22 protein-coding genes are annotated in these 20,845 nt (G+C 43.9%); 9 read left to right on the top strand and 13 right to left on the bottom strand.

Going from position 1 to position 20,845, the window contains the following annotated elements:
* Positions 1 to 40: 40 nt before the first annotated feature.
* Entirely contained in the window at positions 41 to 1,051 is a 1,011-nt protein-coding gene (locus tag ELZ11_RS07825) for a putative 2-aminoethylphosphonate ABC transporter substrate-binding protein (protein WP_137356820.1), read from the bottom strand.
* A gap of 285 nt (positions 1,052 to 1,336) precedes the next feature.
* Here ELZ11_RS07825 and phnW point away from each other — a divergent pair, with 285 nt between their 5' ends.
* The 6 genes from phnW (at position 1,337) to ELZ11_RS07795 (ending at position 7,346) form a co-directional block, all read left to right on the top strand.
* Positions 1,337 to 2,443 (top strand): 2-aminoethylphosphonate--pyruvate transaminase, encoded by a 1,107-nt coding sequence (phnW, locus tag ELZ11_RS07820; RefSeq protein WP_137356819.1) that lies wholly within the window; start codon positions 1,337 to 1,339, stop codon positions 2,441 to 2,443.
* Positions 2,440 to 3,882: an aspartate aminotransferase family protein gene (locus tag ELZ11_RS07815; protein WP_137356818.1), complete on the top strand. Its 1,443-nt coding sequence runs from the start codon at positions 2,440 to 2,442 to the stop codon at positions 3,880 to 3,882. The genes phnW and ELZ11_RS07815 overlap by 4 nt, the downstream gene beginning before the upstream one ends.
* 55 nt (positions 3,883 to 3,937) lie before the next feature.
* The gene (gene phnX, locus ELZ11_RS07810; protein WP_137356817.1) at positions 3,938 to 4,762 is read left to right on the top strand and encodes a phosphonoacetaldehyde hydrolase; all 825 of its coding nucleotides are present in this window, start codon (positions 3,938 to 3,940) and stop codon (positions 4,760 to 4,762) included.
* A gap of 185 nt (positions 4,763 to 4,947) precedes the next feature.
* Complete coding sequence (locus tag ELZ11_RS07805; RefSeq protein WP_137356816.1) at positions 4,948 to 5,262, top strand: hypothetical protein; 315 nt, start codon at positions 4,948 to 4,950, stop codon at positions 5,260 to 5,262.
* A 55-nt stretch (positions 5,263 to 5,317) separates the two neighbouring features.
* The gene (locus ELZ11_RS07800) at positions 5,318 to 6,001 is read left to right on the top strand and encodes a helix-turn-helix transcriptional regulator (RefSeq protein ID WP_137356815.1); all 684 of its coding nucleotides are present in this window, start codon (positions 5,318 to 5,320) and stop codon (positions 5,999 to 6,001) included.
* Between the two features lie 325 nt (positions 6,002 to 6,326).
* The gene (locus ELZ11_RS07795) at positions 6,327 to 7,346 is read left to right on the top strand and encodes an OmpA family protein (protein ID WP_137356814.1); all 1,020 of its coding nucleotides are present in this window, start codon (positions 6,327 to 6,329) and stop codon (positions 7,344 to 7,346) included.
* An 80-nt stretch (positions 7,347 to 7,426) separates the two neighbouring features.
* On the opposite strand, the gene ELZ11_RS07790 is transcribed toward ELZ11_RS07795, so the two are convergent.
* Complete coding sequence (locus tag ELZ11_RS07790) at positions 7,427 to 7,825, bottom strand: OsmC family protein (RefSeq protein WP_137356813.1); 399 nt, start codon at positions 7,823 to 7,825, stop codon at positions 7,427 to 7,429.
* A gap of 85 nt (positions 7,826 to 7,910) precedes the next feature.
* Positions 7,911 to 8,714 (bottom strand): hypothetical protein, encoded by an 804-nt coding sequence (locus ELZ11_RS07785; RefSeq protein WP_137356812.1) that lies wholly within the window; start codon positions 8,712 to 8,714, stop codon positions 7,911 to 7,913.
* A gap of 194 nt (positions 8,715 to 8,908) precedes the next feature.
* Between ELZ11_RS07785 and msrB the strand changes: the two genes are divergently transcribed.
* A complete protein-coding gene (msrB, locus tag ELZ11_RS07780) occupies positions 8,909 to 10,051 on the top strand; it encodes a peptide-methionine (R)-S-oxide reductase MsrB (RefSeq protein WP_137356811.1) in 1,143 nt (380 codons plus the stop codon).
* Between the two features lie 83 nt (positions 10,052 to 10,134).
* On the opposite strand, the gene ELZ11_RS07775 is transcribed toward msrB, so the two are convergent.
* The gene (locus ELZ11_RS07775; protein ID WP_137356810.1) at positions 10,135 to 11,502 is read right to left on the bottom strand and encodes a TrkH family potassium uptake protein; all 1,368 of its coding nucleotides are present in this window, start codon (positions 11,500 to 11,502) and stop codon (positions 10,135 to 10,137) included.
* A gap of 12 nt (positions 11,503 to 11,514) precedes the next feature.
* Positions 11,515 to 12,171, bottom strand: a complete 657-nt coding sequence (locus ELZ11_RS07770) for a potassium channel family protein (protein ID WP_137356809.1) — start codon at positions 12,169 to 12,171, stop codon at positions 11,515 to 11,517.
* 235 nt (positions 12,172 to 12,406) lie between these two features.
* On the opposite strand from ELZ11_RS07770, the gene ELZ11_RS07765 reads away from it, so the two are divergent.
* Positions 12,407 to 13,489: a mechanosensitive ion channel family protein gene (locus tag ELZ11_RS07765; RefSeq protein WP_137356808.1), complete on the top strand. Its 1,083-nt coding sequence runs from the start codon at positions 12,407 to 12,409 to the stop codon at positions 13,487 to 13,489.
* Between the two features lie 58 nt (positions 13,490 to 13,547).
* Here the strand turns inward: ELZ11_RS07765 and ELZ11_RS07760 are convergent, their stop codons facing one another.
* The 6 genes from ELZ11_RS07760 to ELZ11_RS07735 all read right to left on the bottom strand — a co-directional run bounded on the left by ELZ11_RS07760 (position 13,548) and on the right by ELZ11_RS07735 (position 19,069).
* Positions 13,548 to 13,958, bottom strand: a complete 411-nt coding sequence (locus tag ELZ11_RS07760; protein WP_137356807.1) for a hypothetical protein — start codon at positions 13,956 to 13,958, stop codon at positions 13,548 to 13,550.
* A gap of 293 nt (positions 13,959 to 14,251) precedes the next feature.
* Entirely contained in the window at positions 14,252 to 15,304 is a 1,053-nt protein-coding gene (gene aroG, locus ELZ11_RS07755) for a 3-deoxy-7-phosphoheptulonate synthase AroG (RefSeq protein WP_137356806.1), read from the bottom strand.
* A gap of 354 nt (positions 15,305 to 15,658) precedes the next feature.
* Positions 15,659 to 16,579, bottom strand: a complete 921-nt coding sequence (cyoE, locus tag ELZ11_RS07750) for a heme o synthase (RefSeq protein ID WP_137357040.1) — start codon at positions 16,577 to 16,579, stop codon at positions 15,659 to 15,661.
* Positions 16,572 to 17,627, bottom strand: coding sequence for a COX15/CtaA family protein (locus tag ELZ11_RS07745; RefSeq protein WP_137356805.1), 1,056 nt, complete (start codon positions 17,625 to 17,627; stop codon positions 16,572 to 16,574). Before ELZ11_RS07745 ends, cyoE begins: the two co-directional genes overlap by 8 nt.
* 72 nt (positions 17,628 to 17,699) lie before the next feature.
* Positions 17,700 to 18,242 carry a hypothetical protein gene (locus ELZ11_RS07740; protein ID WP_137356804.1) on the bottom strand — a complete coding sequence of 181 codons (543 nt, stop codon included), beginning with the start codon at positions 18,240 to 18,242 and terminating at the stop codon, positions 17,700 to 17,702.
* A complete protein-coding gene (locus tag ELZ11_RS07735) occupies positions 18,242 to 19,069 on the bottom strand; it encodes an SURF1 family protein (protein WP_167494645.1) in 828 nt (275 codons plus the stop codon). The genes ELZ11_RS07740 and ELZ11_RS07735 overlap by 1 nt, the downstream gene beginning before the upstream one ends.
* Here ELZ11_RS07735 and ELZ11_RS07730 point away from each other — a divergent pair.
* Entirely contained in the window at positions 19,053 to 19,274 is a 222-nt protein-coding gene (locus ELZ11_RS07730; protein ID WP_137356802.1) for a DUF2909 domain-containing protein, read from the top strand. The two genes, ELZ11_RS07735 and ELZ11_RS07730, sit on opposite strands and share 17 nt — an antisense overlap.
* Position 19,275: 1 nt before the next feature.
* Here ELZ11_RS07730 and ELZ11_RS07725 read toward each other — a convergent pair whose 3' ends face one another.
* Entirely contained in the window at positions 19,276 to 20,160 is an 885-nt protein-coding gene (locus ELZ11_RS07725; protein WP_137356801.1) for a cytochrome c oxidase subunit 3, read from the bottom strand.
* Positions 20,157 to 20,843: a cytochrome c oxidase assembly protein gene (locus ELZ11_RS07720; protein WP_137356800.1), complete on the bottom strand. Its 687-nt coding sequence runs from the start codon at positions 20,841 to 20,843 to the stop codon at positions 20,157 to 20,159. The genes ELZ11_RS07725 and ELZ11_RS07720 overlap by 4 nt, the downstream gene beginning before the upstream one ends.
* Positions 20,844 to 20,845: the final 2 nt, after the last annotated feature.

Below are 20,845 nucleotides of genomic sequence, written 5' to 3'. Positions count from 1 at the left end.
GGAAGGCCTAAGCCTTCCTTATTACTGAATTACAAATCAATTACGATTTTGGCTCTGACTTAGCATCAAACTTTTCAGACCACGTTTTTAATACTTGCGCACGCTCGTTACCCATACGCGCAAAGTCCATTTTCGCCATGTTCTTTTCTACGTTCGGGAAGTTTTTCACTGTCGCGGTAACGTCTTGGTGGCCAACAACAGGATACATCTCAATGTACAGCTCATTTGCTGCTTTCGAGATAGACCAATCAACAACACGTTGCGCAGCTTCAGACGGCTTCACTAGGCCTACCGCTTCCGATTCCCAGCCAATTCCTTCAGGCGTGATCACTGATAGCGGTGCACCTTGTGTTTTCAGCTTTGCTCCTCGGCTCGCCATTGAAATTCCAATCGCGACTTCGCCCATACCCGCTTGAACACAAGGCTTAGAACCGGAATGAGTGTAATGTGCGATGTTTTTATCTAGCTTCTTCATGTAGTTCCAACCTTGGTCTTCACCCATGTTTTGCAGCCATGCAGATACTTGCATGTAGCCAGTACCCGATGAGGCTGGGTTCGGCATCGCAATGTGTCCTTTGTAGATTGGCTTAGTCAAATCTTCCCAAGATTGTGGCGCTGGTAGGTTAAGCTGTTTCGCTACCGCTTCGTTAAAACAAACTGCATTGAAGAAAGCGTCATTTCCGTACCAAGCTTGGCCAGATTGTGGATCATTGAGATTAGCACGCAGCTCATTGACACCCTTTGGTGTGTAAGGCTTCAAAATACCTTCATTTTTAAGGAGCGCCATCGATGAGCCAGCCAAGCCCCATACCACTTCGGCACGAGGATTGTTTTTCTCTGCCAATAATTTAGCCGTCATGATTCCTGTTGAGTCACGTACCCATTTGATTTTCACATCTGGGTTTTCGCTTTCAAACGCATTCTTATATTTCGCTAGAATGTCGGTTTCAAAAGCCGTGTAAACCGTCACTTCCTGTGCAGCAAATGCATTGCTTGCTAACAGTGATACAAGTGCAGCCAGTGATCCTTTCATAAAACGGTTTTTCATCATCTTCTCCAATTAGACAGTTCGTCTACAAATTGTTGGTTTTGCATTTGAGTGATCAGATACACCCTTTTAATTGGTATGTACCAGTTGACGAGTAATAACCTAAGTGATGTTTATGACGGTTAAATGAACAAAAAGTGGCAATTCAAAGATATTCATTTAACGAATGGGCGACCATTAATTATCAATGTGAAGCTTTTATGAAGATGCATTTGAGGCTATTTACCTCCATTCATTTCCGTTGCTAAAGTAGCCTTAAATATTGGTATAGTCCAAATGGAAATTAACATGAGAAATGAATACTTATTGCTGACCCCAGGCCCTCTATCTACTTCTGAAAGCGTTCGTCAAGCAATGCTTAAAGACTGGTGTACTTGGGATGATGAATACAACAAAGACATTGTCGAAGTAATTCGCCGTAAGTTAGTTGCACTCGCAACCACTCATTCAGGCTATACATGCGTATTAATGCAAGGCAGCGGCACCGCATCTGTAGAAGCAACTATCGGCAGCGTTATTGGTGCTAACGGTAAATTGTTGGTGGTTGATAACGGCGCTTACGGTGCTCGCATTGCTCAAATTGCTGAATACTTAAAGATTCCATGCCATGTCGTTTCCCCAGGTGAAACATCACAACCTGACTTGAACGAAATGGAAACGGCATTGGCGATGGATCCAAGTATCTCTCATGTGGCGATTGTTCACTGCGAAACGACAACCGGCATGCTTAACCCTATTCAAGAGATTGCGAGTCTTGCGAAGGCTCACGATAAAACCGTGATCTTAGATGCGATGTCTAGCTTTGGGGGAATACCTATGGATATCGCCGAGCTTGGCATCGACTTTATGATCAGCTCTGCCAACAAGTGTATTCAAGGCGTGCCGGGATTTGGTTTCGTCATCGCTAAGCAAAGTGAATTAGAAAAATGCCAAGGGCAAGCACGCTCATTAAGCCTAGATTTGTACGACCAATGGCACTGCATGGAAGTCAATCACGGTAAATGGCGTTTCACCTCACCCACTCATACTGTGCGTGCTTTCTATCAAGCCTTGCTCGAACTGGAGCAAGAAGGTGGCATTGAAGCTCGCTATCAACGCTATACCACCAACCAGACCACATTAGTGGCTGGAATGCGCTCTCTGGGGTTCGAACCACTATTAAACGATGAGCTTCATTCTCCAATCATTACTTCTTTTTACTCGCCCACTCACAGCGATTATCAATTCAAAGCGTTTTACGACCGCTTAAAAGAACAAGGTTTTGTTATTTATCCAGGCAAAGTGTCCAACGCAGACTGTTTCCGTATTGGCAATATCGGCGAAGTGTACCCAGCCGATATTGAACGACTCATCGGCGCGATAAAAAGTGCAATGTATTGGGAAGTTGAATCATGAGCATCACTTCACCAGTGACACCTGAACAGAAAAAGAAGGCAGGCTCGCCGCCGTGTGCCACTCACCTGCGTAGTGAAGGCGATGTTAACACTACGCCCGCTCGTGAAAAGTGGAACGCCTCTTTAAACGATGAAGCAACCCAATCGCTATTGAACCGTGATGCTGATGTGTTCCTTCACCAAGCGATGTCGACACCTTGTCTAGATACACTTGAAGCTGCTCACGGTATCTATATTCAAGATACATCGGGCAAAAAGTACATGGACTTTCATGGCAACAACGTTCATCAGCTTGGTTATGGGCACCCGTATCTCATTAACAAGGTCACACAGCAAATGGCTGAGCTGCCTTTTTCCCCGCGTCGCTTTACCAATGAAACAGCCATTCAGTGCGCTGAAAAGCTCACCTCAATTTGTGGTGGTGAATTGAACCGAGTGCTGTTTGCCCCCGGAGGCACGTCAGTGATTGGTATGGCTTTAAAGTTAGCACGCCATGTCACCAACAATTTTAAAGTCGTGTCGTTATGGGATTCCTTTCACGGCGCTTCGTTAGACGCGATTTCCGTAGGAGGCGAAGCGTGTTTCCGCGAAGGCATGGGGCCATTGATGGCCGGAGTTGAGCGCATTCCACCAGCAGTTTCTTACCGCGGCGCTTTCCCGTTCAATGAACATAAAGCCAACGATTCTGAAACCGCATGTGACGTGCATTACGCTGATTATTTGGAATACGTGATTGAGAAAGAAGGTGGAATCGGTGCGTTTATCGCAGAAGCCGTGCGCAACACCGATGTTCAAGTGCCAAGTAAAGCCTATTGGAAACGCGTTCGAGAGATCTGTGACAAGCACAACGTATTGTTGATTATTGACGATATTCCTAACGGCATGGGGCGCAGTGGTGAATGGTTCACTCACCAAGCATTTGACATCGAACCCGACATTTTATGCATTGGTAAAGGGTTTGGCGGCGGCTTAGTCCCGATTGCCGCGATGATCACCAAAGATAAATACAACACTGCCGCACAAGTCTCGTTAGGTCATTACACCCACGAGAAAAGCCCGATTGGTTGCGCTGCGGCTTTAGCGACCATGGAAGTCATCGAACAAGAAGGTCTGTTAGCAAAAGTCCAATCTGATAGCGAATTTGTTCGTCAGCAACTAACCGCTATGAAGGACAAATACCCAATTATTGGTGACGTTCGAGGAATTGGCCTGTTATGGGGAGTCGAGTTAGTGACTGATCGTCTAACCAAAACTCGAGCCTTTGATGAAGCGGAAGCCGTGCTTTATCAATGTCTGAACGACGGCCTGAGCTTTAAGGTCTCACAGGGCAATGTGATTCAACTAAGCCCGCCACTGATTATTGAACGCCAAGACTTACAAACTGCGCTTTCTATATTTGAACGCGCTATTGCCAAAGTCTCACATGACTTCAACTACTGAATCTGAATAAAAACACTGTTATCCATCAGAGAACTGAACAATTTAGGGAACAATCATGACACATTCAACACCATCTCCAGTTCAAGCCGTTATCTTCGATTGGGCTGGAACTATTGTCGATTTCGGCTCATTTGCACCGACTAGCATTTTCGTGGAAGCATTTAAGCAAGGCTTTGATTTTGAGATTGATTTAAATGAAGCACGTGAGCCAATGGGGTTAGGTAAATGGGACCACATCCAAGCAGTAGGCCAATTGCCATCGGTTGACGCACGCTGGAACAAACAATTTGGCCGCTCAATGACGAGTGAAGATGTGGACGCCATCTATGCGGCATTCATGCCATTACAAAAAGCCAAAGTTGCCGACCATGCAGCGCCAATCCTAAACGCGATTGAAGTAGTGGATAACCTAAAAGCACAAGGCATCAAGATTGGATCTTGTTCTGGCTATCCACGCCAAGTGATGGATGTACTGGTTCCTGTTGCAGCCGATTATGGCTACCAACCTGACTGTGTTGTGGCTACCGATGATTTACCGCAAGGTGGCCGACCAGCGCCATACATGGCATTGAAAAACGTTATCGATTTAGCTGTCACTAATGTGTCAGCTTGTATCAAAGTCGACGATGCAGCACCAGGTATTGATGAAGGACATAATGCTGGCATGTGGACTGTTGGTTTACTGCTCTCAGGTAACGAAGCGGGCCTTACATACCAAGAGTACCTAGATGCCGACGAACAGACTCTTGAAACTGCTCGAGAGAAGGCACGTGTTAAACTAAGCAAATCCACACCGCACTACCTAATCGATACCATCGCAGACTTCCCTGAAGTCGTCGCCGATATCGAAAAGCGCCTACTTGCTGGTGAGCGCCCATAGCCCTCCAAAAAGCACCGCTAATCATTAAGTTAAGACCGCACATTGCGGTCTTTTTCATTTCTAGAGTCAAAAGATCTTCTAACCCACGTTCCCTACTGACATGTTCTGACAGTCACTGCACTTATTCTTTACCTGAGCGCAAAACGCGCCACATTCAAAACTTATCAACATCAAAAGGAAAGGTCATGGAACAGGTAATCGAATTAGTTAGCTTCAAGTTAGTACACGGAACAACACAAAAGGATTTCCTTGAAGCAGCAGAGAAAAGTCAGAAGTTTGTGAGTACACTGCCGGGCTTTCTTTACCGCTCACTCAGCCACAACGAGGAGCAAGATAGTTGGACAGATACGGTTTACTGGCGCTCGATGGAAGATGCAAAATCGGCAGGAGAGCAGTTTATGAGTTGCGCTGACTGCCAACCATTAATGGCTATGATCACACCAGATTCTGTCGATATGCAGCATCAGAAGATAAAAATGGACAGTGAGTGTCAAAAGTAACGATACTTAGGCTTAACGGAAATTTCGTTAAGCCTTCTTTTTAAAAGGGAACATAATGAGTAAAGCTGAACGCCTTTTTGAGCTACTGACACTGCTACGTTCAAAGCGCTATGCGGTGACCGCAGCAGAACTAGCAAGAACGATGGAAGTCAGTGAACGTACTATCTATCGAGACATCCAATCGTTGCTACTCTCAGGTGTTCCCATTCAAGGAGAAGCGGGAGTCGGCTACCTTCTAAAGGAAGGCTCTCACTTACCACCGCTTATGTTCAATGAAAAAGAAATGATGGCACTCGAACTCGGAATGAGAATGGTAAGAGCATGGTCAGACAAAGAGCTTGCAGAAGCTTCGCGATCTGCGTCTACCAAAATCTTATCTGTACTCCCCGACCACCTCAAAAAACAAATTGAGTCGTTTCCTATCGTCGTACCGGATTTCCACATTCAATCGGAAACCGCGAATCGAGGGCAAGAGTTAAGACACGCTATCGATTTAAAGCGTAAAGTGATCTTAGATTATGTTGCAGAAGATGGCTCTCACACGGATCGAACACTCCAACCTCTGGGGCAAGTATTCTGGGGAAAAAATTGGACATTAGTGGCGTGGTGCGAACTTCGTAACGACTATCGACATTTCAGACTCGACCGAATCCAGGCAATGACCATACTGGAGAGCACTTTTGAGATCGAAGAAAGAAAATCTCTACAACACTATTTAGCGCAATATACTTCTTCATAAGCATGAGCCCAGTTCTTCCGACGCACCTTTTGAATCGTGCTCTAGCAGAAGTATCGGTTGGTTCACCCATTCTCAACTATAAGACAAAGTGCAATTAGAGTGTTCTATCAGCAGTAATCTCTCAAAACACCAGCAACATCACCCCACAAGATATAATCTTACCTTTTAATTGACTCCAATAAGCAACCTGTCCAACAATATTCTTGCAGTGTATAAAAAATAACAAAGACAAATCACCGTTATAAAGCACGGCCGCGACACTCATATCTAGTTTGAGTGAACAGCTTGCAAATAACGCTTTAATACGAACTTCAAGGATAGAGTTATGAATAAAGTCTCAAAACTCATGTACGCGATCACGGCAGCCCTTGCCGCGCAAACAGCAGTGGCCAGCAATATATACGTTGGTGCGAAAATAGGGAGTGGCTGGTTAGACAGCGCTTGTGCGATAAGCAGCAATTGTGACGATGACGCTATTGGCGCAGGTATCTATACTGGTTACCAATTTTCCGACTTCTTCGGGCTAGAGCTGAGCTCAGATTATTTGGGTGATTACGACACCAATTTTTCTAGCCAAGGTTTCAATGCACAATATAGTGACCCGATAATGGCCGTTTCGCTTTCCCCAAAACTCACTATTCCGACTCAAAGTGACATTTCGCTGTTTGTGAAAGCGGGCCCAGCTTTTATTTCGCACGCTGGAGAAGATGATGTAGTCATCGCAGCTGGGATTGGTGGCGAGAAATTCTTGTCAGACAACTTCGCTCTTCGCCTGGAATATCAATATTTCAACGATTTTAATGACAAGTACATTAACAACCTGAACGCTAACTTTTTGTCTGTTGGGTTAAGTTACTTCTTTGGTAACGCGGCTCAAGCAGCACCTGTAGCGGCACAAGCTCCCGTTGAACCAGCGCCAGTTACAGAGCCTGTCGCCGAAGTGCCACCAGAGCCTGAAGTAGTCATGGCGAAAACCAAAACTCAGAAAGAAGCCTATACTAAAGGGTTGTTTGAAACGAACGGTACCGCGCTATCGAGTGAAGGTGAGCAAGAGCTGCAATCATCACTTGATACCCTTCTGGCCCACCCTCAAGCGACGATTGAAATCGTCGGTCACACAGATTCTTCTGGTTCAGAAAAATACAACATGACGTTATCTAAAAAACGGGCTGACGCCGTCGCTGCCTACTTCATCGAAAACGGAGTAGAAGCCAATCGAATCACTTCTCGAGGGGAAGGTGAATCGAACCCAGTCGCTTCGAATACAACCGCAGAAGGGCGTAGCTTGAACCGCCGTGTTGAAACTACCATTCCAAGCTTTGAGTACGAAGAAGCGTCTCAATAGAACGCTTTGATAATAAAAAAGGATAAACAACCGCCGTTGTTTATCCTTTTTAATCCGCTTAAAACGAAATCGGTTTACCGCTAGACAATTTCCCAGCTATGTGTCATTTCAATGCCTGCTCCCAGCATTAAACAAACTGAGCAGTATTTTTCTAATGAATCCGCGCACACTTTCGCCACAATCTCTTCATTTAGGTTTTCACCTGACACTGCAAAATGAATGTTAATGCCAGTAAAGATACGAGGAGCCGTTTCACGACGCTCGGTATTCAGTTTTGCATTACACGCCGTTACATTTTGGCCCGCTTCTTTTAACCCGTCAACCACATCAACAGAGCTGCAACCACCAGCAGCCATCAAAACCATTTCCATAGGGCTTGGAGCAGTCGCACCACCATTTCCATCCATGACAACTGAGTGGCCTGATTGAGATTGACCAAGGAATTTAAAACCTTCAACCCATTTAACTTCTGCTTGCATACTGCCTCATTAACGCTCAAGCGCGTGTAGTCTGTTTTACATATCTGGTATCACCTAAGCGATACTCTTCTTTGCCGACAAAGTACTACTGCTTAAGCTGAGAGGCAAGGTCATAGGCGTATTCTGTTAGTACCCTAGCGTTATCTGCCCGATTACTGTCCCCACACTTATATTTTTGATAATAGAAGTCGGGGCTCGAATAAATTGGAAGAATATTATCTTGGTAACTCATTACCGTCCCTGCATTTCCACACAGTGCACCGCGGGCATAGCTTTTAAGTTTGTCCAGATCCCATGCTGGCGTTGTGTCCTCAAGATCACTGTCTAACTGCTCGGCGAGAGTAGCAGGATCGTGTTCCGCCCATGCAAGATGCCCCAACTCGTGCTCAAGCGTTAACTCATCTGCGCTTTCAGACAAAATAAAGAACTGTTCAAACTCAGACCGAGCCGTTTGCCCTTCTTGGATACCAGCAAAATAGCCACTGTCGTCAGATAACACGACGCCGTAATAGACGTTGGGCTCATTCTTGATACTCGCGATTTTATCCTGACCGATAAACTGCTCTAATCCAAAATGCACCCAACCTAGATTAAGCATGAAACGTTCGTCGATTTCGACATAAGTGACACTGCCCAGCTTTCTCCTCATTGGTATACAGCTGTTTTCTAGCACTGTATTCGCCATACCAATGTCATTTCTTATTTGCGTAACAATGTCTCGATTTTCTCTAACCTTTAACTCAACAAAGAAATGAATAGGCGTTGTCACCACAACTTCGCGCTCGCAAGCCGGTAAATCAAGTTCAACAGGGGCGGCTGAAGCTAAAGAAGAAAACATCGAGCTAGCAGCAGCTAATGTCACTAATGCCGCTAAGCGGAAATTATTCATATTAGGTTGTCTTGTTAATACACAGAAACCGCTTTATAAATCAGCAAAAATAAATATGCAAACTGACCAATAACAAAATGCGATATGAAAATACCCAGCATTTTTATTATCTATCGTCGAAATTTTTCTGTTCCTTACCCTGTCTATATTCCTACATTCACATTGAATGCTATGAAAATACTCAAGAGGTATATATGAAAAAACTATCTAAAATATTGGTATCTCTAGTGGTGACTTTACCACTGTTTTCTTTGCTGCTCAGCCAAACCGGCACTGCCAATACTATGGATAAGCAAGCGCCACAAGGAAACGTGGAAATCGCGACATTAGCCGGCGGCTGTTTTTGGTGTACAGAGTCTGATCTTGAAAAACTCGATGGCGTAATAGATGTTGTCTCTGGGTATTCAGGCGGTACTTTGGAAAACCCAACATACAAACAAGTCTCTTCAGGTAAATCAGGGCATATTGAAGTGATTAAGGTGACCTACGATTCAAGTGTGGTCAACTACGAACAGGTTTTAGACCAATTCTTCCGTCATATCGACCCTACCGATGATCAAGGTTCATTCGTTGATAGAGGCCGTCATTACCGACCTGCTATTTTCTATCATAACCAAGATCAAAAAATGATCGCAGAAGCGTTCATGGCTGAAATCGAAGAAACCAATATCTTCAAAAAGCCGCTAAAAACTGAACTTATCGAGTTTAAAAAGTTTTGGCCAGCAGAGGACTACCACCAAGACTATTACAAACGTAGCAAAGTTCGTTATAGCTATTATCGTTATGCTTCAGGTCGAGATCAGTACCTAGATGAGATCTTTGGTGACGACAGAGAGGATAATCCAAAAACTCTACGTCAGATCATCGACTCTAAGAACATGGCTAAGAACTTGAAAGTGTATACCAAGCCATCTCAAGCGGAAATCAAAGCTAAGCTAACCAAGCTTCAGTACGAAGTAACACAAAAAGATGCAACTGAACGCTCTTTCAACAATGAATACTGGGATAACAAGCAAGCGGGTATCTATGTTGATATCGTCACAGGTGAACCCTTGTTTTCATCGTTAGACAAATACAAGTCGGGAACAGGCTGGCCTAGCTTTACCAAACCAATTAATGAAGGTTATGTGGTAACAAAAACAGATTACAAACTTGTTTACCCAAGAACAGAAGTTCGTAGCCGCTTCGGTGATTCTCACCTAGGCCATGTTTTTAAAGATGGACCAGCACCAACGGGCTTACGCTACTGCATGAACTCCGCAGCGATGCGATTCGTACCTTTAGAAAAATTGGCAGAAGAAGGTTATGAAGAATATTTGCCATTATTTGAAGGCTAATAAACTCCTTTCAATAGCAGAAGCTATTGCTATCAAAAAAGCCAGTGAAGATTCACTGGCTTTTCTTTTCTCGCATAAACGGGCTATCCGGTAAGTACACTGTCTTCTGGGTATTTAAGTAACGAAGGTTCTGGCCTTGCTAACATATAAGCCAGCGTTAGTGGCCCTATCCTACCGATGATCATCACTACCACCATGATGTATTTTCCCGGCTCTGAAAGTGTCCCCGTTAATCCAGCGGTCAAACCTACCGTGGCAAACGCTGAAATCACTTCAAACATGACTTTGTCAAACGCTGCTTGTTCGGTAAGCATCAGCAAAAACATAGCGGTTGTCAGCAGCGCGCCACTCACGACTATTATTGCTAATGATTTGGTTACGGCGGTCCAAGTCACCGTTCTCTTAAACATCACGACATGCTTTTTCTGACGTAGGAATGTCCATGTTGCGACAATCGCGACGGCAAAAGTGGACACTTTAATCCCACCACCGGTGGAGGTCGAACCCGCCCCAATTAGCATCAAAACGATCATCACTAATAACGCTGGTTGTGTGTATTGCGCTAAATCCACGCTATTAAAGCCAGCAGTTCGAGCGCTCGCTGATTGGAAGAATGCTGCTAGCCATTGAGCATGGGTCGGAAGCCCTTCCATAGTCGCAGAGTTAGATCTTTCTAATAGCCAAAAAAGAATGGTACCGACAGCCAAAAGGATTGGGGTAACGGTTAGCATGATCTTAGTGTGCAAGTGCAAATGGTTAAAACCTTTACGCCAATTACTCGCAAGATCCCCTACAACGGTAAATCCCAGTCCACCAAAGATAAACAAGCCAGCCAAAGTAAAGATAACTAAGGGATCATCAACAAAGCTCATCATACTGTCTGAGAACAGAGCAAACCCCGCGTTATTGAAAGCAGAAATCGCATGGAACAAAGCGTAGAAACTTCCGGTTGCCCACCCAAGGTCAGGAACCCAGCGAAAACACAGCAACACAAAGCCAATGGTTTCCGCAATCAGTGCAAATATGATGATTTTTTTGACTAAGTTTCGAAGGTTTACTTTTCTGTCTTGCCCTAGTGCTTCTTTGGCAAGCGCTTGCTGCTTTAAACTAAGCCTTACTCCAAACATATACAGCAGAACCGCGGACAAAGTCATTTGCCCCAACCCACCAACTTGCATCAGAAACATCAGCAGAATTTTACCCGCCAGAGTAAAGTGCTCACCCGTATCAACTACACCTAGACCTGTCACACTAATCGCAGAAGTAGCAGTAAAGAGAGCGTCAGTAAAACTCAAGCCTGTGACCGAGAATACAGGCAGTGTGAGTAAAATGGCGGATGGAATAAGTACACACAGAAAGCTAGTCAGAATGATCTTTGGTTCAGACCCTTTCTTTTGAGTGCTGTCTTGCTTTAAGGAGTAGAATACACCTCGACGCTGAAACGGATTCATGCCTTCACCTAACTACAATTGACGAAGTTTCTTAGCCAAAATATCTTTGGGGCCCGCGATAATAATCATATCGCCAATTTCTAAACTTTTGCCTAGGTTCGGCGCTTTAAGTAAAGTTGGACCACGCTTAAATCCCAAGACTTGAACTTCAGGCTCTTTACACAAGTTGAGATCTGAAAGGCGTTTTCCTAAGTAGTTATGCCCAATGACAATCTCGGTCATGGCTAATCCACTGCCCAGCTCGATAAATTCCAATACCCGTTGATCTAACATTTTTCGAGCAACACGAATCCCCATATCTCGCTCGGGCAAAATAACGTGGTCTGCCCCTATTTTGTTCAGGATCTTGGCGTGAAATTTATCGTTGGCTTTCACCCAAACGGTTTTCGCGCCAGTCTCTTTAATCACTAAGGTCGTCAAAATGCTCGCGTTAACATCCGCACCAATTGACACCATTACCATGTCGTAGTCATCGAGCTTGAGCTCTGCTACCGTCTCTTCGCTAGTACAGTTCGCCACAATGGCTTGCGACACAAAACCAGCCGCTTCTTTAACTCTTTCTTCATGAATATCAACGGCCAACACTTGTGCACCAGAGTCTTGTAACTCTTTACACACAGACAGACCGAAGCGCCCTAAACCAATTACTGCAAATTGTTTATCACTCATCTCAAAACCTATTCAAATTATGAATAAACTAAGCGTGTTAGAAAAAAGCAGTGTGCTCCTCGAAATTATATAAATCAAACAAATGAACATTCTTTTAACCGCATCATGACTTATATCTTGTGAGATTTTGCCGTTGAGCAATACTTTGATATCGCTAATCCATTGATTCATAAAGGTAGAGAAGCCTTATGTTTTCTGCTAATTTCAAAAGATATTATTAGCGGTAGTCAAACCAATGAATGAACTTCTCACCCAATTACAAAACTATAGTCAAATCCAAGGCGCGGAATGGGGCAACAGCGTGCTATTTATTACCGTTGCCAGTTTAATCGCGTGGATCGTATGGCGAATCGTACATGGCCGTTTGGCAGTACTTGCCGAAAAAACTCCGTTTCATTGGGACGACTTACTGCTACAAGCACTGAAAACGCCAATCAGTACCTTAATTTGGTGCTGGCCTGCGACGGTATCGCTCGGGTTCATTCTCCAAGATCAACTTGGAAGTAAAATCAACTGGTTAAGCACACTTAAGCTGATTGTAGTAATCAGCATATTTGTTTGGATAACTCTGCGTTTAATTAGTAACGTTGAAGAATATATCCTCGCTCAGAAAAAACGCGATGAAACCACGGTTCAAGCAATAGCCAAAGTCGCACGCTTATTCTTCATGGTGATTGGTGCGCTCACCATCATGCAAGCTTTTGGATTAAGCTTATCTGGCCTACTTACCTTTGGTGGTGTCGGTGGCTTAATTGTGGGTTTGGCGGCAAAAGATTTACTGTCTAACTTTTTCGGTGGAATGATGATCTATTTCGATCGCCCGTTCAAAGTCGGTGATTGGATCCGTTCGCCAGACAGAAATATCGAAGGCACCGTAGAACGGATTGGCTGGCGAATGACGATTATTCGTACTTTTGACAAGCGCCCACTATATGTTCCGAACTCAGTATTCAGTAATATCGTTGTAGAAAACCCTTCGCGTATGCTCAACCGTCGTATCTACGAAACAATTGGGTTACGCTACGACGATTCCAGCAAATTAGATAGCATCGTATCTCAAGTGAAACAGATGCTAGAAACGCACCCCGATATCGACGCTAAGCAAACTTTGATCGTCAACTTCAACGCTTTTGGACCATCGTCGTTAGACTTTTTCGTCTACACCTTTACTAAGACGGTTAACTGGGTTCGCTACCACGAAGTGAAGCAAGATGTTTTACTGAAAATTCTAGATATCGTGCATGCAAACCAAGCAGATATCGCCTACCCAACTCAAACACTTAAAATTGAACCTCAGCACCATGGTTTAGAGGGATAAGTCAGACCATTAAACGAAAAAGGCCACGCAAATGTGCGTGGCCTATCGATAGAATCGATTACTTTAACTGGATTTGAGTGAAGCTTTCGCTAATTAAGCCCTGTCCTTTGCGTTTCTTCATAGTAACTTTAACGCTACGCTTAGCATCTGCAACATCATATCGAATCGCCTGCCCCAAAAATTTGTCGTTCCTTTTGGTCTCACGAGCATCTAACTTTATCGTTTTATTGGCACGGTTTACCATGCAACGGTAGTCCCAATCTTTACTGCCATCTTTCACATCGAGCAGCACTTTTTGATTAGTTTTTCCAGCCGTAGCTTTAATTGCTCGTGGCTGTTTTTCTATCGCTAACGACAAGCCAGCTTTGCATAACTGTTCATTAGTGAAAGAAGATGCGGTGGCCGAAAATGAAACCAACCCACCAATAATGAGAAGTGAAGTAGAGCAGAGAAATGTTTTTAAACGCATGGTCGACACTCAATTTAACTGAACATCGTTTTATTAAATCACACCTGATGAATACCAACAAGCATTTTATAGTACCTCATTCCAATTGAAATTAGGAGGCAGACAACTGGCCCAACGAATCGCTTCGTTTATAGGCCACTACTCAGGCAGCCCTAAAGCCACTAGCACAAGTTTTACTAGAGAAGGTTAGTGATTATTGAAGACATTTATCATTCGAAAATTCAGCCAACAAAAAAGCCCCGTTTACGGAAGTAAACGGGGCTTTCAATACAAATATTTTTCAATGCATAGAGTTACTTAGAACGGCGAGTAACAACAGCATCTGCTAGTTGACGTAGCACCTTCTCAGTGTCATCCCATCCAATACATGCGTCTGTAATTGACTGGCCGTATGTAGCGGCTTTACCATCAACCAGATCTTGACGCCCTTCAACAAGGTGAGATTCAATCATAACGCCGAAGATTGCGTTATCACCGCCAGCGATTTGCGAGCTCACATCATCAGATACGTTGATCTGACGTTGGAACTGCTTAGAGCTATTTGCGTGGCTGAAGTCAATCATCACTTTTTGTGGCAAGCCAGATGCTTCAAGTTGCTTCTTAATTTCACCAACGTGGTCTGCGCTGTAGTTTGGCTCTTTACCGCCACGTAGAATAATGTGGCAATCAGGGTTACCCGCTGTTTCTACAATTGCAGAGTGACCGTATTTCGTTACAGATAAGAAGTGGTGAGAAGCGCTTGCAGAGCGAATCGCGTCTGTCGCAATCTTGATGTTGCCATCCGTACCATTTTTGAAACCAACCGGGCAAGATAGACCAGAAGATAGTTCACGGTGAACTTGAGACTCAGTCGTACGCGCACCAATTGCACCCCAGCTGATCAGGTCAGCCACATATTGTGGAGTGATCATATCTAAGAATTCACTTGCCGTTGGCATTCCCATGTCAGTTAGGTCTAGTAATAACTTACGGCCGATACGTAAACCGTCATTTAGCTTAAATGTGTCATCCATGTACGGGTCGTTGATTAGACCTTTCCAACCAACAGTCGTACGTGGTTTTTCAAAGTAAACACGCATTACGATTTCCAGGCGGTCACCTAGCTCGTCACGTAGTACTTTCAACTTCTTACCATATTCAATTGCAGCTTCAGGATCGTGAATTGAACATGGGCCAACGATAACTAGCAGGCGATCGTCTTTGTCTTCAAGAATGTTATGAATAGCTTTACGGCTTTCAAAAGTGGTAGAAGAAGCAATTTCAGTTGCTGGAAACTTCTCTAAAACAGCAACAGGTGGTAATAACTCTTTTACTTTGTTAATTCTTACATCATCAGTCTGGAACATTGCTTACTTCTTCCTATGTCTATCCTGTGCTATGCCTTGTAACTAAGTGGCTACAGATTAACCAGCACTTATTTTCTTGTTACGTGTAACTTATCTACTAAAAACCACAACTTCAATCACTATTTTCAAAAGAACGCAATTTTTTTTATGTTTTACATTATAAACACAGTGTAACTTATTTTTTACACACATCTGTAGACTACTAATTAATCAGTAGAATAGACGCAACAACTTGGAACTTAGCCCGTGCCGGAGCCAACAATCTTACCTTAAATGACCTAAAGCGTGTTTTGGAAGGCTGAAAAGAGAAGTGAAAAAACGCAGCCTTTATTGGCTGCGCGCATAAGGAAAAGGCTAGATGAGGTAATGGTCGAGAAGTAGCGCCACAAATAAAAACATTAAATAGTAGATAGAAAACTTAAATGTCGCCATCGCTGAATTTGGCTCAGGTCTGTACTTGAGCTTCCATGCAGAATGGATAAAACCAGCGTTCAAGATGAGGGAGGACACCAAGTAAAACCATCCACTCATACCCACCAACACAGGCATGATACACACTAAAGTTAACAGAATAGTGTATAGAAATATCGACGTTTTGGTGTATTCCACCCCATGTGTAACGGGAAGCATTGGAATATCAACTTTGGCGTAATCATCCTTTCGATGTATAGACAAAGCCCAGAAGTGAGGTGGTGTCCAAATAAAGATGATCATCACGAGTAACCATGCACTAGAATGAAGTTCGTTCGTGACTGCCGTCCAGCCTAATAATGGAGGCATCGCTCCTGCAATACCTGCTATCACAATATTTTGCGGAGTCGCTCGTTTCAAATACATAGTGTAAATAACGGCGTAGCCCAGCAAGCTGGCAAAAGTCAGCCAAGCGGTGAGTACATTCACCCACTCATATAAAACCGCAAAACCTAGCACACCGATACTGGTTGCAAAGGACATTACTTTTACGCTGTTTATCTCACCCGAAGGCAATGGGCGCTTATGAGTACGTAGCATTTGGGCATCAATACGCCTATCAATTAGATGATTAAAAGCCGCTGCCGAGCCTGCCATTAATCCAATACCTAACATGCCCAAAATACTTTGTTGTAGAGGCAGTTGATTCGGTGTCGCAAGACACATACCAACCAAGGCCGTTAACAACATTAACGCAACCACTTTTGGTTTAGTTAATTTTAGATAGACCCGCCAAGCCGATACCGGCTCTAATTCACCTGCTTGCGAATAGTGAATGGGTTTAGCTATTGAGGCTTTATCCATCATAGTCGGCTCCTCGGTTTTGATTAATTCCTAAATCCACGTACTTGATTTGTGGTCGCCACAGCAAGTAATTCGTCACTACGACACCCACAAGTAACAACGCTGCTCCTAGGTTATGCAATACCGCCACGGCTAACGGAAGTTGGTACAGCACATTGCTGACACCTAACATAATTTGCAGAATCAACATCACGGTTATAAACCATCCAGCACGATTTAAGATTTCGCTATGTTGTTGAATCAATTTATAAACGAGAGTAAGCAATAGCAAAGAAGTGAGGATAGCGCCTAAGCGGTGGGTCACGTGTATTGTCATTCTGGCTGGGTATTCCAATACACCAAATTCATAATTGTCATGACCAGGCTGGAGCATGTTGAAAGCATTTTCAAAATCAAGGTAACTAAACCAATCGCCTTCGCATATTGGTAAAGCGGTACACATCAGCGCCGCATAATTTGATGAAGTCCAGCCCCCCAAGAAGATTTGTCCCGCAAGCACAGCTAAACCCGCTACTGCCCAATATCGGAGCGCTGGATCAATATGAAGATGATCGATATGTTGTTGCACATTACGTAAACTGCAGCACAGCAAAGCAAGCAGACAAAACAACGTGAAGCCGCCAATCAAATGCGCCATCACTATGATTGGCATAAGTTTTAACGTCACTGTCCACATACCAAGAGCAGCTTGTAAAATAACCGTTGCGACGATCACAATGGGTAGCGTTTTCGGTAGCCCTTGGATCCGCATACACCAAAATGCGCATGCGAACACCAATAATCCAAGAGTGCCTGCGAAATAACGATGAATCATTTCCAGCCACGCTTTGCCTTGTTCTACTGCTCGTTCTGGGTAGAGTGAATTCGCGGCTTCAATTTCATGGCTTTCGGTTGGCACAGATAGCTGCCCATAACATCCAGGCCAATCAGGACATCCTAACCCTGCATCGGATAGTCGCGTATAGGCACCAAGCATAATCACAATTAATGTCATGACTAAACTCAACTGAACCAACCGAATAAGTGTAATTGGTGCTTGTTTGTCCATCGCGTATCCTTACTTTTTAGCCAACAACCGTATCCATTTTATTTTATGCTTTAGTAATTCAGGGCTAACTCGCTACCCCACTCTGGATAACTTTAATAACTTACGTAAATCGCTGAGCATGCCTTTAGATTGTGCGACCAACTCAGATTCATCTTTAACGCTTGGATATTGCATCACTAACTGGCCAAGCGGATCGACGATAACGATGGTCGCTTCCTGTAAGGGAGCAATTTCTTCTGCCATCAACTGAACAGAGCTTTCTTTTTGCTCCAACAACCACGACGGATCACTTTGATTGGTGACAAGTAACGTCGGAGAAACACGCTCTTTATACTTACCGAGAGCAATATGGCTTTGGCTCAGAATATGAAGTTGTTTTTGGCACAAATCCGAACAAGTTTCCGGAACCACATAACCAAGTAACCACCCTTGATTTTCCACTTCTATTCCTAGTGACGACATGTTGACCTGCCCCTCCACCAGCTCACCATAATTCGTCACCCCAGATTCATACCAATTTTGGGATAACACTACTTTGGCAATAATTGCTGGTAGCGTAAAGACAACAACTAACCCAATCAACATCATGCGACCTTTCGTTGGTGATCTTTCCATTATTGTCGTCCTTGTTTTGGTGATGATTCGTCATATTGAGTCGACTTAGAGCGAGTAAAATATCGCCAACTGACCGTACACATAATTCCCGTTAACACGAAAGCCATGGTGAACCACTGTACCGCGTAACCAAAGTGCTTCTCTGACTTCATCGTTACAGGTTTCCATACAAATTCTTGCGGCCAATTTACCCAATCTGTGGGTTGAAGAACCATAGGAAACAGTTCGACCTGTTTCTGTTCTCCCAACTCAAGTAAATTGAGATTCTGAACCCTCATTGGAGATGTGTCTTCCAGCCCCAATTGAGAACTTAATGGGTTCTCCGATTTGTAATACAAACGCCCAGTTACACTATTGGGCAGGTTCATGATTTCGACATCAGGAAGGCGATCACGCTGATTCCCAGCAGCAACAAAACCCAAGTCAATTAGCAGAAACTGCTGAGGAATTCCTCGCGTCTTCACCAATTGATACGCTATGTAACCAACGGTTCCGTTTAACGTTTGATTATCCAATAAGTAGATTTCGCCCTCGATTGGCTCGATATCAGCAGTTACGAGTAGACCTGTATATTCCGACAAATCCTTATAGTTCATACTGCTCATCACATCGGTCAGCGATTGCGATTCACTTGTATTACGTTCGAGCAAGGCATTCTCTAATTGCTGTTTCTCAAACCCTCTCGATAATTGCCAAAAACCCAATTTGACCAATACCGAAAGAGTGACCACAGTTAATACAGCAGCTAATAATACGCCCTTGTATTGCCAAGCATTTTTAAGCATCAATACCATACGACTAGGAGTGCTAATGATTGCATCACTCATATTTAAAATCGCTTTAGTATTGTTCTTGCTCTTCATCATGCTCAACTTAGCCAAAGCCCTTTTTCATATCGTTAAAGGTGAAGAAGACAGTAAACCGATAAGCCACTACCTCGGCCGTCGTGTTCTCATCTCTGCAATTGTTGTCGTGTTGCTCTTTATCGCGTTACTTTCAGGCTGGATCCAACCCAACCCCCGCCCTTTCTAAACTAAAGTACGTATACGAAAATAAACAAACATAGCCACACCACATCAACAAAGTGCCAATACCAACTTCCCGCTTGAAAAGCGAAATGATTTTTAGGAGTGAAATGATCCTTAGCAATCCTAAACAGAAGTACGATCAAAAAGATCGTCCCTAAACAGACGTGTAAACCATGAAAGCCCGTTAGTAAAAAGAATGTATTGCCATAAATACCAGATTGAAGTGTTAACCCCATTTCTTGATAGGCGTGTATGTACTCTTCTGCTTGATAGAACAAAAAGAAACCCGCAAGAACAATGGTAATTTCCAACCAAACGATCAGTGCCATACGTTTATTCCGTTCAAGGCTAATATGAGCCATATGCAACGTAATAGAAGACAACAGCAGCAATACCGTGTTCTTCAGTGGGATTCCTTGCCAAGGCATCGCTTCAGTTTCGGTGCCATCTGGCGTTGTGACTAACGGCCATATTGCATTAAAAGCAGGCCATAGCACTTCATGAGTCATTTCATTGTTGCTAGCACCACCTAGCCAAGGCACCGAAATCAACCGCGCATAAAATAGAGCACCAAAGAAAGCTCCAAAGAACATGACTTCCGAGAAGATGAACCAACTCATCCCTTGACGAAAAGAACGTGCGATTTGTTCAGAATACATACCAGTCAAAGATTCTGTGACAACATTGCTAAACCACCCAGCGAGCATATAAAGCAGCACGCCAAAGCCCACAAACAACACCACTTTACCAATAATGCTACCGTCAGAATCGGTACCCATGTTCTGCACCGTTAATCCTGCCCCCACGGCTAGCAGAAACAATGCGATGGCGCCTACAATCGGCCAACTACTGTGTGTAGGAACAAAATAAGGATCTTGTTTAGAACTCATAGCTCAACTCCTTGTGTTGATATTCGTTCTTCCTTGTTCACATCACTACGAACAAGCGACTGGCTTTGCGCCTGCTGACCTTGTTCCGAGTCTGTAATATTAAAAAGGGTGTAAGACAGAGTTAACGTATGAATCGACTCTGGAATATCAGGTTCGATATAAAAGATGAGTGGCATTTCTGCTGTCCCTTTTGCATTCAACAACTGCTGATTAAAGCAAAAGCACTCTATTTTATTGAAGTACACAGCCCCATTACCGGGCGAGACAGAAGGAACGGCTTGCCCCACTAACGTATCCCCAGATCGATTCACTGCCACATAATTAGTTTGAATGACCTGCCCAGGATGTACATCCATGGTCACTTTGTTCGGTTTGAATTCCCATGGCATATCGGGGTTGATATGCGCCATAAATTCCACTCGAATACTACGAGAATAATCTGGCTGCATTCCTTGTGGCTGAATGGCCGACACCGTATTGGTTTTACCGTTGATACCTAAAGCCTCGCACATCACGTCGTATAAAGGCACCAACGCAAACCCAAATCCGAACATCCCAATCACGCTTAAACACAAGTAAGCAGTTAAACGCTTCGTTGACTTAACGGGACGCTCAGCAGGAACACTAGCTTGTGGTTGCTCTTCTGTGTCTGGCTGTGGCCTTTTTGATTCTGAATACTTCATAG

Origin of the sequence: Vibrio profundi, from assembly GCF_005281835.1 — a bacterium.
In the GTDB taxonomy this organism is placed as follows: domain Bacteria; phylum Pseudomonadota; class Gammaproteobacteria; order Enterobacterales; family Vibrionaceae; genus Vibrio; species Vibrio profundi.
Note: the sequence above shows the minus strand (reverse complement) of the source record. Positions and strands in the feature narration are given on the sequence as shown.